Origin of the sequence: Prevotella heparinolytica (assembly GCF_002998535.1) — a bacterium.
In the GTDB taxonomy this organism is placed as follows: domain Bacteria; phylum Bacteroidota; class Bacteroidia; order Bacteroidales; family Bacteroidaceae; genus Bacteroides; species Bacteroides heparinolyticus.
This window is the reverse complement of sequence record NZ_CP027234.1, coordinates 1,307,312-1,324,246: the sequence shown is the minus strand read 5'-3', so window position 1 is coordinate 1,324,246 and position 16,935 is coordinate 1,307,312. Positions and strand designations below refer to the sequence as shown.

13 protein-coding genes are annotated in these 16,935 nt (G+C 49.9%); 8 read left to right on the top strand and 5 right to left on the bottom strand.

What is annotated here, in order from left to right; all coding sequences use genetic code 11:
• Positions 1–8: 8 nt before the first annotated feature.
• Positions 9–866: a phage integrase SAM-like domain-containing protein gene (locus C3V43_RS05445; RefSeq protein ID WP_106068932.1), complete on the bottom strand. Its 858-nt coding sequence runs from the start codon at positions 864–866 to the stop codon at positions 9–11.
• Between the two features lie 877 nt (positions 867–1,743).
• Between C3V43_RS05445 and C3V43_RS05440 the strand changes: the two genes are divergently transcribed.
• The 8 genes from C3V43_RS05440 to C3V43_RS05400 all read left to right on the top strand — a co-directional run bounded on the left by C3V43_RS05440 (position 1,744) and on the right by C3V43_RS05400 (position 12,744).
• Entirely contained in the window at positions 1,744–2,976 is a 1,233-nt protein-coding gene (locus tag C3V43_RS05440; RefSeq protein ID WP_106068931.1) for a 5-fold beta-flower protein, read from the top strand.
• Between the two features lie 387 nt (positions 2,977–3,363).
• The gene (gene miaA / locus C3V43_RS05435) at positions 3,364–4,284 is read left to right on the top strand and encodes a tRNA (adenosine(37)-N6)-dimethylallyltransferase MiaA (RefSeq protein WP_106068930.1); all 921 of its coding nucleotides are present in this window, start codon (positions 3,364–3,366) and stop codon (positions 4,282–4,284) included.
• A 71-nt stretch (positions 4,285–4,355) separates the two neighbouring features.
• On the top strand, positions 4,356–5,282 hold the full coding sequence (locus C3V43_RS05430; protein WP_106070476.1) for a diacylglycerol/lipid kinase family protein: 927 nt from the start codon (positions 4,356–4,358) through the stop codon (positions 5,280–5,282).
• 258 nt (positions 5,283–5,540) lie between these two features.
• Complete coding sequence (gene kdsA / locus C3V43_RS05420; RefSeq protein WP_106068928.1) at positions 5,541–6,341, top strand: 3-deoxy-8-phosphooctulonate synthase; 801 nt, start codon at positions 5,541–5,543, stop codon at positions 6,339–6,341.
• 96 nt (positions 6,342–6,437) lie between these two features.
• Positions 6,438–9,287: a M16 family metallopeptidase gene (locus C3V43_RS05415; RefSeq protein WP_106068927.1), complete on the top strand. Its 2,850-nt coding sequence runs from the start codon at positions 6,438–6,440 to the stop codon at positions 9,285–9,287.
• 222 nt (positions 9,288–9,509) lie between these two features.
• Positions 9,510–11,000 carry a DUF5687 family protein gene (locus C3V43_RS05410; protein ID WP_106068926.1) on the top strand — a complete coding sequence of 497 codons (1,491 nt, stop codon included), beginning with the start codon at positions 9,510–9,512 and terminating at the stop codon, positions 10,998–11,000.
• 40 nt (positions 11,001–11,040) lie between these two features.
• A complete protein-coding gene (locus tag C3V43_RS05405; protein WP_106068925.1) occupies positions 11,041–11,829 on the top strand; it encodes an ABC transporter ATP-binding protein in 789 nt (262 codons plus the stop codon).
• 30 nt (positions 11,830–11,859) lie between these two features.
• Entirely contained in the window at positions 11,860–12,744 is an 885-nt protein-coding gene (locus C3V43_RS05400; protein WP_106068924.1) for a TraB/GumN family protein, read from the top strand.
• Here C3V43_RS05400 and C3V43_RS05395 read toward each other — a convergent pair.
• From C3V43_RS05395 to C3V43_RS05385, 4 genes are all read right to left on the bottom strand, one after another.
• On the bottom strand, positions 12,720–13,037 hold the full coding sequence (locus C3V43_RS05395) for a hypothetical protein (protein ID WP_129588730.1): 318 nt from the start codon (positions 13,035–13,037) through the stop codon (positions 12,720–12,722). The two genes, C3V43_RS05400 and C3V43_RS05395, sit on opposite strands and share 25 nt — an antisense overlap.
• A gap of 149 nt (positions 13,038–13,186) precedes the next feature.
• A complete protein-coding gene (locus tag C3V43_RS05390) occupies positions 13,187–13,729 on the bottom strand; it encodes an HU family DNA-binding protein (protein WP_106068922.1) in 543 nt (180 codons plus the stop codon).
• 13 nt (positions 13,730–13,742) lie between these two features.
• On the bottom strand, positions 13,743–14,003 hold the full coding sequence (locus C3V43_RS14665; protein WP_129588729.1) for a hypothetical protein: 261 nt from the start codon (positions 14,001–14,003) through the stop codon (positions 13,743–13,745).
• A gap of 72 nt (positions 14,004–14,075) precedes the next feature.
• Positions 14,076–16,841 carry a hypothetical protein gene (locus C3V43_RS05385; protein ID WP_106068921.1) on the bottom strand — a complete coding sequence of 922 codons (2,766 nt, stop codon included), beginning with the start codon at positions 16,839–16,841 and terminating at the stop codon, positions 14,076–14,078.
• Positions 16,842–16,935 lie beyond the last annotated feature (94 nt).

Below are 16,935 nucleotides of genomic sequence, written 5' to 3'. Positions count from 1 at the left end.
AACGATGTTTAATTTAAAGTGCCCACTAGTGCCTTTATATAACGGTTGAGGATAACATCTGTAATAGAGGGTATCTTGAAATTGTAGCGTTCAGCAATACGCAATAGGTTGTCGTTCATGATAGGAACAACAACAGGGGTATTGGTTTTCTTTTGTATGAGGCGAACAACCTTTGTTCCTCTTGATGTTGTGGTGAAATTATTTGCACTCAATGCAGAGTAGTCGCTGTAACGCTGACAAGTATAGCAACCAACAAGGAACAAATCGCGCACTTGGGCTTCCAAACCGTCCAATGGCATTTCATACAAGGCTTGCAATTCATCGTTGTTCAGATAAATTTCCTTTGCCTTGTCACTCTCATGCACACGAATCTTTGAGAAACATTTTTCGGCAACCACATTGTCGTGCAAGCGGGCTTTATGGGCATAGCCAACCATTGCACGGAAACAAACAAGATACTTGTTGATGCTTTTGGGCATATATTCCTCTTTCTCCAACATAAAAAGGAACTTATCAACCAATCGTTGGTCGATGGTCTCCCATGTGAACGGGTGCTTCTTGTAGAATCGCTCTAATATCAGTTTGAACGAATCCCACACTTTGCAGGTATTAGCACTATATGTATTGCCATTATGCTTTATGGAACCCTCTTTGATTCCGGCAATAAAGTCGGTGAGGAAGGTTCGCACGTCTTTCTTCCGCGATTCCTCAGCTTCTTGTTTCTTCAATCGCAGTTCCTCTTCCTCTTTGCGTTGCTGCTCCCTAATTTCGGCAAACACAATGGATTCAACTGCACGGTCTATGTGCTCGTCATTAAACTTGCCTTGACTGAGCAGTTCTTCCAATGCCTGGTCGATGACGCACATCTTACGATAAATAAATGAAGCAATTGAACAAACTGATTGCCCCCCTAATTCCTGATGATGTGTTGATAAAGGAATAGGAGAATATCTTTACAAAAAAGTCTTTGTTCTTTTCCTTTTGAGAAAGAAAACAGAGTTGTCTTTTCTCACTCCTATACTGATCCATACCCTTGTCAGAAGGGGTTCTGGCGGGGGGGGGTAGGAGATTGTATCCTGATGGTTGGCCAAGAAAAACGGCATGGTTCGGAAATTTTGTTACAAAGTCCCTCTTGGGGCTATTATCGTAGCTTAAGGTGTTTCATAAAATTATAAAGCATGTAATCGTGCTGAAAATCGGAATACAAGATTCAGAAATGAGTCCTGTATTATTATTATTAATTTTACCTATCGGCAGAATTAACCATGCACTAAATTAATTCCGCCAACGGGTTATATAAACTAATTTTGTTCACTTACTTACAAGTTAAACCTACACTTCTAGTAGCATAAATCGGAAAGAGGTGTAAACAGACAACCAAATTTTCGGATCCGCTTGATATTACCAATCCTAGTAAATCAAAAGATAGCTTACTTGACAAATCTACAGCCGTCTAAAAATGAACAGATAGAGGTAAGTAATAAAAAACGAAAAACATTGTCCGTTATATTTATTTTTTTCTTATTTTTGCATACAACTAAAAGTATCTGATAATCATTGACCTTTAAACTCTACAAAGGAAAATTTTCTGAGAAGATTTTTCCATCTTTCAATATCAGAAAGAAGAGCGAAGGAGGATAATCACATTGATAATAATGAAAACTAAAACGAATTAACCTGTTTTCTATTTATCACAAAAAAGGCCTTGAAATTAATATGAACTTTAACTAAATAAGAAAAGCTATGAAAACAAAATGGTTTAAAATCCTATACACTGTAGCAGTATTGCTATTCTCGGCTTCTTTTGCTGCGAATGCACAGTTTCGGGCACTGAAAGAAAGAGTAAAAAAAGCTGCGACAGCCCAAATTGTCAAAGAAGTCAATGATACCGAAAAGAAAGTCTCAGACAAGGTACACGAACAAAGAATGTACTCTATTGCCCGACAATCTGATTTTAACGAACAATCCGAACCAGAGGAACTCTTTGCTAATTTAGCCTATGGGCTGAAGCAAATAAAAACAGCCATAGCCGAAAAAGACATGGAACATCTGGCATGCCTGCACTGCTATCAGACCGCCAAACTATTTAGCTTGCTGGGAGCTAATGAAAGAACCGACAAGCAGCAGATGCAAGATTGGTTGACCGAAAATGAGAAGGTTATGAATGAAGCAAACGAACTAATCTACAAAGGTATGCCCGCCTACGATACATCCTCCGAGGAGACAAAGCAAAGCAGCACCTGTGACGTCCTCCAGTTCTACATAGATAAGGTAAACGCACCTTCGGCAGGTGCGAACAGCAAAGAATACTACTTGGCTCAAGCCAATGCTACCAGAGAAATGAGATTATATAAAGGTGACATATCCGCAAAAGATGCCCGATACCAACAACTTTATAAGCAATTGCAGTCTCTTTATGCCTCAATGCGCAGTGAATACAAGCAGACTTGGAAAATGAAAGATGACAATGTCATTATTAAAGAACGAGAAGCTTATTTGGCGGAACAGAAGAGGCAGGCCGAGCAGAAAGAAACAGAACGAAAACAACAAGCCGAACAAGCTGCACGTCGAGCTTCTACCACACAGCCCACACGCCAAACGTCTATCACAAGCAACTCTGGCAATGTAGAAAAGTTCTACAATGGCAGTAACCAACACATCGGCCATATCAATGGTTCATTGGATGTTTTCAACAAAAATAATCAGAAAATAGGAAGAATAGGCAGCGACGGTCGGATTTTCTCTAAGACCAATTCTATGATCGGTAAATTCAGCAATGGTTCATATTACAATAAAAACAACCAGTTTATCGGAAAAATAGGAGAGGATGGTTCTGTCAGAAACAAGAACAACCAACTCATCGGAAAAATCAGTAACGGCAGAGTTGCCAATGCAAGTAATCAAACCATCGGCTATACCAAAGCAGACAGGAGATGGGCGGCAGCATTCTACTTCTTTAATTATTTCATCTGGTAGTAGAAATCACAACAGCGTAAGTGTAAAACATCCAATGGGAATTATTTTCTAATGGATAAAAGAAACTAATTGGGAACACCCTTAAATGGAAGTGAAAGGATGGGAGTCATATATTTCTCTAACTCCCATCCTTTTCTAATAAGTATAAAAAAAGGTAGCACTCATTTCAATCTTCGTAACCTCTAAAAACGTTCAGATACAAAAAAAGAATACTTAAGAAGGCAAAGAAAGAACTTCATCATACCTTTTCAGAAGAAAGCCCCACTTATTCCTCTCCCCTCTTCTTCCTTTAGAAAGCGATACTCCAGACCATAAATTCAAATAAAAATGATGGAATAACTCACGATTTTACCTTATCTTTGTGATTGGATTAACAATAATCATACCATGCCTCACTATGATTTAATCGCCATATTGGGTCCCACAGCCTCAGGGAAGACCCTGTTTGCCGCGACATTGGCCGCCGAACTTCATACGGAAATTATCAGTGCTGACTCACGACAAGTTTACCGAAGCATGGATCTTGGCACCGGAAAAGACCTTGCTGACTACATTGTAAACGAGAAACAGGTTCCATATCATCTTATTGATATTGCCAATCCGGGCTACAAATACAATGTTTTCGAGTATCAACGCGACTTTCTCAATGCTTACGAAACCATTCGGCAAAAAGGATGCCTGCCCATTGTGTGCGGAGGAACCGGAATGTATCTCGAATCCGTATTGAAAGGCTATCGACTATTGCCCGTGCCGGAAAATCAGGAACTGCGCAACCGTCTGGCCGGCAAATCATTGGAAGAACTGACCAAGATACTGAGAGGCTACAAAAATCTGCACAACACCACAGATGTGGATACCGCCAAACGTGCCATACGCGCCATCGAGATAGAAGAGTTCTATGCCCACACTCCCATAGAAGAGCGTCCGTTCCCTGCCCTGAACAGTCTCATTATCGGAGTGGATATCGACCGGGAACTACGTCGGGAAAAAATAACGCATCGCCTGCGTCAACGGCTGGCAGAAGGAATGATAGACGAGGTGAAGCAACTGATAGAACAAGGCATCCGGCCGGAAGACCTTATCTATTACGGTCTGGAATATAAATACTTGACGCTTTACATAATCGGCAAGCTGAATTACGATGAAATGTTCCATCAGTTGGAGATAGCCATTCATCAATTTGCCAAACGGCAGATGACATGGTTTCGAGGTATGGAACGGCGCGGATTCACCATTCATTGGATAAATGCCCGATGCCCGATGGAAGAAAAGATAGCCTTTGTAAAAGCAAAACTCAAAGAGATTTAGTATCTTTGGCGAAAAGACTGCAACGCTGATGTGAAAAGAAAATGTTAGAACCTACTGAAAGGAACAATTCTATGAGTACGGAACCTGAAAAATGGGGAGTGATATACAATCCCAAAGCCGGGACACGAAAAGTGCAGAAACGATGGAAAGAAATCAAAGAATACATGGACTCCAAAGGCGTGGCTTACGACTACCTGCAGTCCGAAGGATTCGGCTCGGTAGAACGTCTGGCAAGATTTCTTGCCAACAACGGCTACCGTACCATCGTTGTAGTAGGAGGTGACGGTGCATTGAACGATGTCATCAACGGTATCATGTTTTCCAATGCCCCCGATAAGAAAGACATTGCCATCGGCATCATCCCCAACGGCATAGGCAACGACTTTGCCGACTATTGGGAGATGAGCCAGGACTACAAAAAAGCCGTGGATTGCATCATCAACAACCGACGCCGGAAGATTGATGTAGGAACCTGCCATTACTACGATGGCGAAAAGCATCTGACCCGCTATTTCCTCAATGCCATCAACATAGGGCTGGGTGCCCGCATCGTGAAAATCACCGACCAATGCAAACGTTTCTGGGGCGTCAAGGTCCTCTCCTATTTCATGGCACTGCTTTCCATTATCTTCGAACGTAAGCTGTACCGGATGCATCTCAAAATAAACGGCGAACATATACGCGGACGCATCATGACTGTCTGCATAGGCAGTGCATGGGGCTACGGACAAGCGCCAAGCGCAGTGCCCTATAATGGCTGGCTGGACGTCTCCGTCATTCACCGTCCGGAACTGCTGCAACTTTGGTCGGGACTATGGATGCTTATCCAAGGCCGGATTCTCAACCATAAGGTAGTTATGCCCTACCGCACCCAGAAAGTAAAGGTGTTGCGGGCACAAAACGCATCCGTCGATTTGGACGGACGTATTCTGGACCGCCACTTCCCGTTGGACATCGGTATCTTACACGAGGCCGTCACTCTGATAATTCCCGACTAAAACCAGACTTTTCAGAAAAACGGAAAAGCAGAAGAGGCCTATCGTTGATAAAGCAGTTACTTCGTATCAAGTTCGTATCAAGTTCGTACCAAGTTCTTATCAAGTTCTTATCTGCTTCGCATATAGAGATCGAAGAAAATACGAAGAAAAGACAAAGGAAGGAAGGCGTTGGTACGGAGTTGCCCCGGAGTAGAGACGAACCTCAGAAGAAACCGAGAGCGAATTAACAAAGAGACATATAATATTAAAATAAAAGATATGATTGAACTGAAAAACAATCCTGCCGGCAATTTCTTTCTTCTGGCAGGCCCTTGCGTCATCGAAGGAGAAGAGATGGCGATGCGAATTGCCGAACGTATCACGGCTATCACCGAAAAGCTGCAAATCCCATACGTATTCAAAGGTTCGTACCGCAAAGCCAATCGTTCCCGTCCGGACTCCTTCATGGGTATCGGTGATGAAAAGGCACTGAAAATACTGAAAAAGATACATGAAACTTTCGGAGTGCCCACCGTTACGGATATCCATGCGGCCGATGAAGCCGCGATGGCCGCCGAATATGTAGATATCCTGCAAATTCCGGCTTTCCTCTGCCGACAGACAGATTTGCTGGTAGCCGCAGCCCGAACGGGCAAGACCGTCAACATCAAGAAAGGGCAGTTCCTCTCCCCGCTTGCCATGCGCTTTGCAGCAGACAAGGTAGTGGAAGCCGGCAATAAGAACGTCATGCTTACGGAACGGGGAACCACGTTCGGTTATCAGGATTTGGTAATCGACTACCGGGGAATTCCCGAAATGCAAACATTCGGCTTTCCCGTGATTCTGGATGTGACGCACTCTCTGCAACAACCCAACCAAACCAGCGGAGTGACGGGGGGCATGCCGCAACTCATAGAAACGGTGGCCAAAGCCGGTATTGCCGTAGGCGCAGACGGTCTGTTCATCGAGACGCACGAAAACCCTGCCGTGGCGAAAAGCGACGGCGCCAATATGTTGAAACTGGATTTACTGGAAGACCTACTGACGAAATTGGTGCGCATCCGCGAAGCCGTCCGATAAAGTTTCATCCGGCAAATCAAAAAAACATTCATCTGCTGTGATTTATCCTTCACGGCTTCGACATATAAAACAAAAACCAATTAATATCGCTTAATAATGAAACATTTATTACACTGTTTCTGGATGATTGCACTGCTTATTTGCTGCAATATCCAACAAGTATCTGCGCAAATGCAGATGCCTCCCATTCCGGTTGACAAGAACGTCCGCATCGGAAAGTTAGACAACGGCCTGACCTATTATATCCGCCACAATGCCTTGCCGGAACATCGCGTTGAATTCTACATCGCCCAGAAAGTCGGCTCTATTCTCGAAGAGCCCCAACAACGCGGACTTGCCCACTTTCTGGAACACATGTGTTTCAACGGAACCAAGAACTTCCCCGGTAATGAAAAAGGATTGGGTATCATTCCTTGGTGCGAGACAAAAGGAATCAAGTTCGGCGTCAACCTGAATGCTTATACCAGCGTAGACGAGACGGTTTATAACATCAGCAATGTGCCTACCGAGAACCAAAACGTGGTAGACTCCTGCCTGCTCATCCTGCACGACTGGAGCAATGCCGTATTGCTGGAAGATAAGGAGATTGACAAAGAACGCGGCGTCATTCACGAAGAGTGGCGCAGCCGCAACAGCGGGCTCTTGCGTCTCTACACCGAAGCACAACCCGTCATATATCCCGGCTCGAAATATGCCGACTGCATGCCTATCGGCAGCATCGATGTCATCGACAATTTTCCCTACCAAGCCATTCGCGACTACTACACCAAATGGTATCGTCCCGACCTGCAAGGCATCATCATCGTAGGCGACATCGACGTAGACTCCATGGAGCAGAAACTGAAAGCCACTTTCGCAGATGTGAAAGCACCCGTAAATCCCGCAGAACGCATCTACTTCCCCGTATCGGACAACAAAGAGCCGCTTGTTTACATCGGCAAGGATAAAGAAGTAGACGACCCCAGCTTCATGATTTTCTTCAAGCAAGACGCTACGCCCGACTCCATCAAAGGAAACATGATGTATATGTTGCAGGACTATCTGTTGGACATGTCTATGGATATGTTGAATAACCGCCTGAACGAGCTGCGCCAATCGGCCAACCCTCCTTTCATATACGCCAGTGCCGGCTATAACGACTACTTCCTCTCCAAGACCAAAGAAGCCTTTACGCTAAGCGCCGGCAGTAAAGCCGAAGGCATAGGCGAAGCGTTGAAAGCCGTATTGACAGAAGTGGAACGTGTCCGCCGCTTCGGTTTCACTGAATCGGAATACGAGCGTGCTCGTGCCAATTATCTGCAACGTCTGGAGTCGGCCTACACCGAACGCGAAAAGAATAAGAACGACGCTTACGTGAGGCAATATGTACAGCACTTCCTGAATGCGGAACCAATCCCCGGCATCGAGTTCGAGTACAACACCATGAACCAAGTGGCTCCCAACATCCCGGTAGCTGCAATCAATCAGTTGGTTCAGACTCAGTTGGTGGCAGACACCAATCAAGTGGTATTCATTGCTGCTCCCGAGAAAGAAGGCATTAAGTATCCTACCAAAGAGGAAGTTGTGGCCCTGCTGAAAGGAATGAAGGATTTCGATGTCACAGCGTATGTAGACAAGGTTTCAAACGAACCGCTGATGAAAGAAGCTCCCAAAGGCGGAAAGATTGTTTCGGAAAAGCAGGATGCCATCTACGGCACTACCGAGCTGACGCTCTCCAACGGAGTGAAAGTGTACATCAAAAAGACCGATTTCAAGGCTGACGAAATCCGCATGAAAGCCTATAGCGCCGGCGGTAACAGCCTGTTCGACACCAAAGATGCGCTGAATTTCAACCAGCAAGTGATGAACAACGTCATTTCTGTGGGTGGCATCGGCAACTTCAGCAAGATAGACCTGACCAAGATGCTTGCCGGAAAGAAAGCTTCCGTCAATGCTGGTGTGGGCGGCACACAGGAATATGTGCACGGCAACTGTTCGCCCAAAGACTTTGAGACGTTGATGCAGCTCACCTATCTGACCTTCACGGCCCCGCGTAAGGACGAAGAAGCGTTCGCTTCCTTCAAGAGCCGCCTGAAAGCGCAATTGGAAAGTGCGGAAGCCAACCCTTTGTCTTCCATAGGCGACACCCTTAGCAAAGTGATGTACAACAACCATCCGCGCATCATCAACCTGAAACCGGATATGGTGGACAAGATTGACTACGACCGTGTCATCGAGCTTTACAAGGAACGCTTTGCCAATGCAGGCGACTTCAACTTCTACTTTGTGGGCAACATCGACCTTGAAAAGGACAAACTGCTGATTGAACAGTATCTCGGCGCGCTGCCCGCTACCGGTGCCGCAAAAGAGAGCATCCGCGACAACCATGTAGACATACAGAAGGGCAACATCGTAAAAGAGTATGCCAAAGAGCAACAGACGCCCATGGGCACCATCATCATGCTATACAGCGGCCAATGCAAATACAATCTGCGGAACAGCATCCTGATGAGTTTCCTCACGCAGGCCCTCGACCTTGTCTATACGGAGGAAGTGCGCGAGAAGGAAGGCGGTACGTACGGTGTAAACACTTACGGATCGCTGACCAAAGCCCCGAAAGAGCAATTGATTCTGCAAATCGCCTACCAGACCGACCCTGCCAAGAAAGACCACCTGAACGGCATCATCGACCAGCAACTGCAAAAGGTGGCTGCCGAAGGTCCTACTGCCGAGCATCTGCAAAAGATTAAGGAATATATGCTGAAGAAGTATAAAGACAACCAGAAAGAGAACGGCTACTGGCTGGGCAATCTGGACGAATACTTCAGCACCGGCATAGACAACACCAAGGATTATGAGGCTACGATAAACGCTGTTACCGCCAAAGACATACAGCAGTTTGCCGCCGACATTCTGAAGCAAGGCAACAAAATCACAGTTGTCCTGACTGTGCCCGAAACCAAATAAGCACAGGCAGAGTGTCATAATCCGACTTACGGAAAAGGGTGTATCAAAAAAAAGAATGCCTATGTGATTTCTTTCAGGCACGGATTGCACGGAGACTACGGGTTTAGCTCATAAAACCGCATCAATCAGTGAAGCCCGTGCCTGAATCATATCATGGCAATGCCGGCCATTCAGCCTTTGTCACGCCCTCTTTTTACATACCAACTAAATACATATCCCACAATGAACCTCTTTTTAGTATTGCGAAAACACGGAAGGCTGGCCGACAAGCGCAACCCGATGTACGAGAAGAGCCGGTTTGCCAAGTTCTGGATCTACCTGATGACCGCTTTCTGGGCAGGCTATCTCATCTTTTTCGGAACCATGTTTGCCTTTGCCCTGCAAGGCGAATCCACGGAGCCTTATCACATTCTGAACTCCGGCCTGATGTTCGTCCTTGTGCTCGACTTTGTCACCCGCATGCCTTTCCAAAAGACACCCACCCAAGAAGTGAAACCCTACATCCTGCTTCCCGTCAAGCGCCGCCGGCTCATCGACTGTCTGCTGCTTCGTTCAGGACTGGATTTGTTCAATCTCTTCTGGTTCTTTTTCTTCGTACCGTTTGCCGTCATCACCGTCACCCGCTTCTATGGAGTTGCGGGAGTCATCACCTATTTATCAGGTATCTGGCTGCTGATGCTTGTCAACAACTACTGGTACTTGCTCTGCCGCACGCTGATGGGGCAGCGTTTCTGGTGGCTGTTGCTTCCGGTGGGTGTTTACGGAGCCATTGCCGCCGTCATGTTCATACCTGACAATAGCCCGGTGTTCGACTTCTCCACCGATGTGGGCGAGGGATACATCCAAGGCAACCCGCTCACCTTTGCCGGTACATTGGCCGTGATAGCCTGCTTCTATCTGACAGCCCGCCACGTGATAGGCCGCATGGTGTACAACGAAATCAACAAGGTGGAAGACACCACCGTGCAGGTGAAGAGCGTATCGGAATACCGCTTCCTCGAGCGCTACGGGCAGGTGGGCGAATACATGAAGCTGGAACTGAAACTGCTGCTGCGCAACAAGATATGCAAACGTGCCATCTATTCGGCCGGAGGCGTGGTCATCATGTTCAGCGTGCTCATCGCCTTTACCGACGCCTATCAGGGAGGCATGAAAAGTTTCCTCGTGATGTACAATTTCGTTCTTTTCGGCCTTCTCTTCTTAAGCACCATCATGGGCTATGAGGGCAACTACATAGACGGGCTGATGAGCCGCAAGGAGAGCATTTACGCTTTGTTGCAGGCCAAATATACCATCTACACCTGCGGGCAGGTTATCCCGCTCCTGCTGATGATACCGGCCATCGTGATGGGAAAGGTCACGCTGCTGACCTGCCTTTCGTGGTTCTTCTTCATCCCCGGTTTTGTCTACTTCTGCATGTTCCAGATGGCCGTCTACAACAACAAGACGGTGGACATGAATAACACGATGACCCAACGCAACATGGGGACGGGAATGCAAAACCTCATCTCTCTTGCGGCTTTCGGCCTGCCTCTGATTCTGCTGTACGCGCTTCAAGCACTGTTCGACGAAAGCACCGTGGCCGGCATCTTCATCGTTATCGGCATCGCATTCATCGCCACTTCGCGCCTCTGGCTGCGAAACGTCTACCATCGCTTCATGAAACGCCGCTACCGGAATATGGAAGGATTCAGAGACAGCAGACAGAAATAGAAATTCAAGCAAACAAGAACGCTAAAACCCAATAGACCAAATGATACAGATTACAGATCTTCAGAAACGATTCGGCAGCAAAGTTGCCGTCGACATTAAGAATTATACCATCCATCAGGGCGATATGCTGGGGCTGGTGGGCAACAACGGTGCGGGCAAGACCACCCTCTTCCGCCTCATTCTCGACCTGCTGAAAGCCGACAGAGGAAACGTCACCATCGACGACATCGACGTAAGCCGGAGCGAAGAGTGGAAAAAAGGCACGGGTGCTTTCATCGACGACGGTTTCCTGATAGACTACCTGACGCCCGAAGAGTATTTCCACTTCATCGGCAAGATGTACGGACTGAAGAAAGAAGAGGTGGACGAACGTCTCCTTCCCTTCGAGCGATTCATGAACGGCGAGGTGCTGGGACAGAAAAAGTTCATCCGCAACTTCTCCATGGGAAACAAACAGAAGGTGGGCATCATCTCGGCCATGCTCCATCATCCGCAACTGCTGATTCTGGATGAGCCGTTCAACTTCCTCGACCCCAGCTCGCAATCCATCATCAAGCACCTGCTGAAGAAGTATAACGAAGAACATGGTGCCACCGTCATCATCTCCAGCCACAACCTCAACCATACGGTAGACGTGTGTCCGCGCATCGCCCTACTGGAAAACGGCGTCATCATCCGCGACATCAAGAACGAGCACAACTCTGCCGAAAAGGAACTGGAAGACTACTTCAACATCCGTGTGGAAGAGGAAACCGCCGGGGAAGCGGCGGAGACGACCGGACAGGCGCCGATGCAGGAAACGCAGGCAACGACCGAACAAACAGATTAAACAATTCACACTCTTAAAACAAAAGAACAAATGAAGAAAATCATCAGCCTCCTCCTTCTTATCTGCCTTGTGCAGAGCGCCCATGCCCAACTCTTGTGGAAAATCTCCGGCAAGGGGTTGGAAAAGCCGTCGTACATCTTCGGCACCTACCACCTCGCGCCCCTCGGCATCAAAGACAGCATTGCCGCCCTGCCGCAAGCCGTGAACGAAACCACGCAGATTTACGGCGAAGTGGTGATGAGCGAAATGATGTCGCCCGCTTTCATGCAAAGCATGCAACAGCAGATGATGATGCCCGAGGACAGTACGCTGCAAAGCCTCTTCACACCCGAACAGTATGAAGAAGTAGGCAAAGTGATTAAAGAGAACATGATGGCGGACATCGCCATGCTGGCGCAGCTGAAGCCGGCCGCCATCACCCAACAGCTTGCCGTGATACTCTACATGAGACATACGCCGGGCTTCAACCCGCAGGAACAGCTCGACAACTATTTCCAGCAACAGGCACAGCAGCAGGGCAAGAAAGTGGGCGGACTGGAAACAGTCCAATCGCAAATAGACATCCTGTTCAATAGTCAGACATTGAAACGTCAGGCAGAACTTCTGCACTGCATGGCCCATGACATCGACAGAACCGTGGGACAGGTCAAACGTGTGATTGCAGCCTATCAGAAGCAAGACTTGAATATCGTGCAGCAACTGCTTGCCGAACGTCGCGGCGACGCTTGCGACCCTCTTCCCGGAGAAATGGAAGCATTGATTGACAACCGCAACAAAGCATGGGCAGAGAAGATGCCCGCCATCATGAGCGAAGCCCCCACCCTTTTCGTAGTAGGTGCCGGCCACCTGCCCGGCGACAACGGCGTGTTGAACCTGCTGCAACAGCAAGGCTACACGTTGGAGGCGCTGAAGTAATGCGGTGACCTCCCATAACCACCATCTACCAGCCTCGCCGTCGCCTCCACCAACCGGTACTTGCGGCACACCTCGAGTATGATTCTCTGCGGGATGTCCGTCACCATCGGCCGTGTCCTTCCGTCTTCGCCGGTCGCGTGGCGCAACGGCAGTTGAGGGTATATGGCGTGCAATATCAGGGCCGAGCGGTCGTAGGCCGTGAACGCCTCTCCCTTCATGTCGATGTTTATAAGGCTGTTTTTGCGGAATTCCGCCGCTTCCTGCATTCTTTTGCTGATTCGATAGGATTTCATGGATAATGGCGCGATTAGTGATGAGTGATGAGTGGTTAACGATAAGTGGTTAGTTGTTAGTGATGAGCGGTGAGCGCTGTCCGTGTGGCTTCGAGGCTTTCTGTTTTTCACTCACCACCCACTAATCGCTCACCACTGACAACTAACCGCTAACCAAGCGGATTCTCTCCTTGGCCGCCCGAGCCCGTGCCACCGCCGCCGCCCGTGCTGCTGCCGCCTGTGCCGCCGCTTTCTCCCGGTGTTGGCAGTCCTTTGGCTTTGCGGTAGTCCGCCAGCGAGGCGTAGCTTACTTTGTTTTCCAGCACGCCGCCCTCTTCGTAGCTAAGGCCGTGCAAGGTTCTTTCTTTCAGCTCCTTCGAGGGGGTGAAGACCACGCGGGGCGACTTGATCATCTTTTCCGGGCGGAAGTCGTCTACCTTCTCCACACCGTCGCTCTTGAAGGAGAGGCGGAACGAGCCCAGACCGGGCACGTTCACCGTATGCCCTTGCTGCAACTGCTGCGGGATGAAGGCCGCCAGCAGCTCCATGGCGGCTTCCAGCTCGATGGCTGCCATGGTGGTGTTGGTTGTGGCGGCGCGGGTCAGTGCCTTTTGGGCCAACGGCTTCTCGCTGTTGGGGATGGCATACCACTTGGCGGGATCGTCTTTCTTCATCGGATTCTTCTTCTTCGTCAATTTATATTTTATACTCATGATAGTAATGTATTTAGTTGATAATTAAAAGGTTGACTCTCTGCCGGGAGGCCTCTCCGGCCATCTGCCGACGTGCCGCCCGGTCTCGTATATGCGACGTGCCCGGTCTCGTATATGCGACGTGCTCAGTCTCGTATATGCGACGTTGCTCATCTCGTATATGCGACGTCACTCGCCTCGTATATGCGAGGTTTCGCACCCCGTATATAGGCTGTTTCGCACCTTGCACAATCGTGCCCCTGCCGGGCGGCGGACGGATGTGTTCTTGTTTCATAAACACGTGTTTTTAATCGGTTAATACTATGTATACGAAAGGTATGAAGCCGACACGGTCGCTCCGCTCCCTTTATTCTTGCGCCGCCCTCACCTCGAAGCCGTGGCCCCGGCCGTAGTTGTGCAGCGGGGTCACGAGGCTCGAGTAGAAGAGCAGGTTCCACCCGCCGTACGTGTTGAACGGCCCCGCCGTCCAATAGTAGGCGTGGCTCCCCACGTTGTAGGCTGCGGAACTGTCGCCCCGATAGCCCGCCGCAGGGAAAAATACGGTGTCTCCGGTGTGGTTCAGTCCGCAATGGAAGTTCCAACCGTGGTTCCAAGCACCACTTACATTGAATTGGTTCGGATCACTTGTACTGCTTCCGGTTGTAGTAAAGCCGGTGTAAACATTGCCCGGAGGCATTTTGTAGCCTGCGGGGCAAGGGTCGTAGATGGTCTTTACAACAGAGTTGTTGTTGACAGCAGTAGTATTTTTATTCGCGTCCCATAGGTTATAATATTTATAATCCATGTGACCATTCGTACAGTACGTATTAGGCCGGGTGATACCGGAAGTGATGCAGGCATTATAGTATGAGAAACCGCTTGTTGCAGGACGCTCGTCGGTGTGGGTTGCCCCCGATGCGTCATACCAAGTCTTGTTGATGCTGTTCGAACTTCCATTTTTTCCTTCCAATGCCCCTACGAACGGGTCTTTACGTCCCCACTGGTAATAGGTATTGTTGCCAAGTGCTGTAATGGTATGCGCTTTCTGTTTCACTGTGATGGTCTGTGTCGCCGCCGGCGTGTATCCTGCCGTAGGCTTCTGCTTGAAGCGTACTTGCACGGTGCGTTCGGCGTAGGTCTCCTCCTTTCCGTCGCACCAACCCAGATTGACGGGCATCAGTGTGTAGTGATGGTGCTGATAATTGGTGATGGTCTTCAGCCCCGTGCCCAGCTTGTAGTCCGTCACCCAGATGTGCCAGCTCCAAAGTATGGTGTTCGAGGCGTCGCGCACCGCCACTACGGCGTTGCCCTGCCGGATGGTGGCCTGCCCCACGGTAAACTCGAGGTAGTGCCCGTCGGAAGAGAGGGATATGTCCGTAACAAGGTTCGGCTCGTCTTGCCAAACCAGCGTGCAACTTGCCGGTGTACAATAGGTATTGTTGTAAATATACGGGTCGGTAATACCTGATCCACGGTGGTTGATAAAGGGACTCAATATATTGCTGCCACTTGCCCCGGCGATATATGCCGATGTATTCTTCCCCGTGCCGGGCACCTTGACGTAATCCACCGCGTTTCCGTACACCAGTGGTAATTTATACCTCCCGGCGGCGTTCACTATGTAGCAGTTGGCCGTACGCATGGGGGCGGTATTGCCCTGCCCGTCGTGGGTGGAGAGGTCGTATATGTCGGCGTTTGTCCCGTCGTTCACCGGTGCGGCGTTTTTCAACGCCTCGTTGTGCGGGTCGGCCGGGGCGCTGTTCACCTGCGCCGCCACGGTGGCGGTATATGTAGAGGGCGAGGTTCCGCCCGCGCCGCTTTCGGTGAATGTCGTGAGCCATGTGGGCTTGGTGCTGTTCCAGCTCACCCCGTCTTCGGAGTATTCCACTTCCCAGGCTATGGGCACGTTCGCCGTGCTCCCTCCGCCCGACACGGAGGCGTAGCTCTTCACGGTGTAGCTGCCGTTTCCCCCTTGGTAGGTGTAGTCAGCCGGCGGTGTCACCTCCAATGTGGATGTAATCACGATGCTGCTCGTGCTGATGCGGTAGGTCACCGTCTTTCCCATGGGCCAGGTCTTTCCGGCAATATTCGCCGTAAGGGTGCGCTGCGTGTTGGTCAGGCCGTCGGTGTACCTCACCTCTATCTTCGCCCCGGCAGGCAGCGTTTGCGGCAGCATCATAAAAGTGGCCGTTTCGGGCGTCAGAGGCGTATCCGGCGCTTGCGGGTCGGGCGCCACGGCCTCGGGCGAGAACGTCTGTGCGAAGTCCCTCGCCCCGCCCAAATCATACCATGCGGCCGAAGCCTGCAGGGGCAGCCTGCCCGTACTATGCACGCCTTTCAGCGTGATCTTCGATACCGTTCCGGCCAGCATGTCGTCGCCCGTGACGAAGCGCACGGCCGTCAGCGCATGCTTCATCGTCAGCGGCTCGGCGGCGTTCGTGTTCCCCGGTTTGTCGGTCGAGGCAGCCACCAAGAGGTCTTTCTGGTCGGCAACATCGGCAGGCACAGCATAGCTCAGGTAGGGCAGCGTGCTTCCCGAGCCGTCGGTCAGCCTTGTCAGCCCCGGGCTGTCGTAGGGCGCCACGGCGAAGAAGGAGATTCTGCGCGCAGCTCCCGGCCAGCGGTACTCGGTGCTCCAGGCATCGCTCTTCTTCACCCTGACGGTGCGCATGTAGCTTGTGGCGCTGCCGCCCGTAAAGGCCGCCGGCCAGCTCTGCACCACCGGATAGACGAAGGCCGTGACGCACATCTCGTCGTACATCGTGGCATTGTCCACGGGTGCGGCCTTGGTACGTGCACCGCCGGTTTGCGGGGTTGCGTCGTCCCCGATGCCGTCCGTAGTCACGGCGTGCAGGTAGAGCGGCTCCATCTGCCCGGAGCCGTCATCTTCCAGGGCGATGACGCTCACGGCGGGCAGCGTGTCCGGCTGCGTTGCACCGCCTTTTGTCTGTGCACCCTTTGTCAGTGCGGCCTGCGCCGCATCCCCATCTTTCCGGAGGTCGACCGCAAACCCTATCCTCCCTCCCGGGGAGGGAATCTCATCCCGCCCGTCCGTGCAGCCGGCAGGAAGCGTCGAGAACAGCAATGCCGCCGCACCCGCGGCAAGCATACCCATGAAATGTTTCTTTTCCATATTATTTGGCGTTAATGATTAGTGATTAGTGATTAACGGTTAGTGATTAGTGGTTAGTGATTAACGGTTAGCAGTTAGTGATTAGTTGTTCACG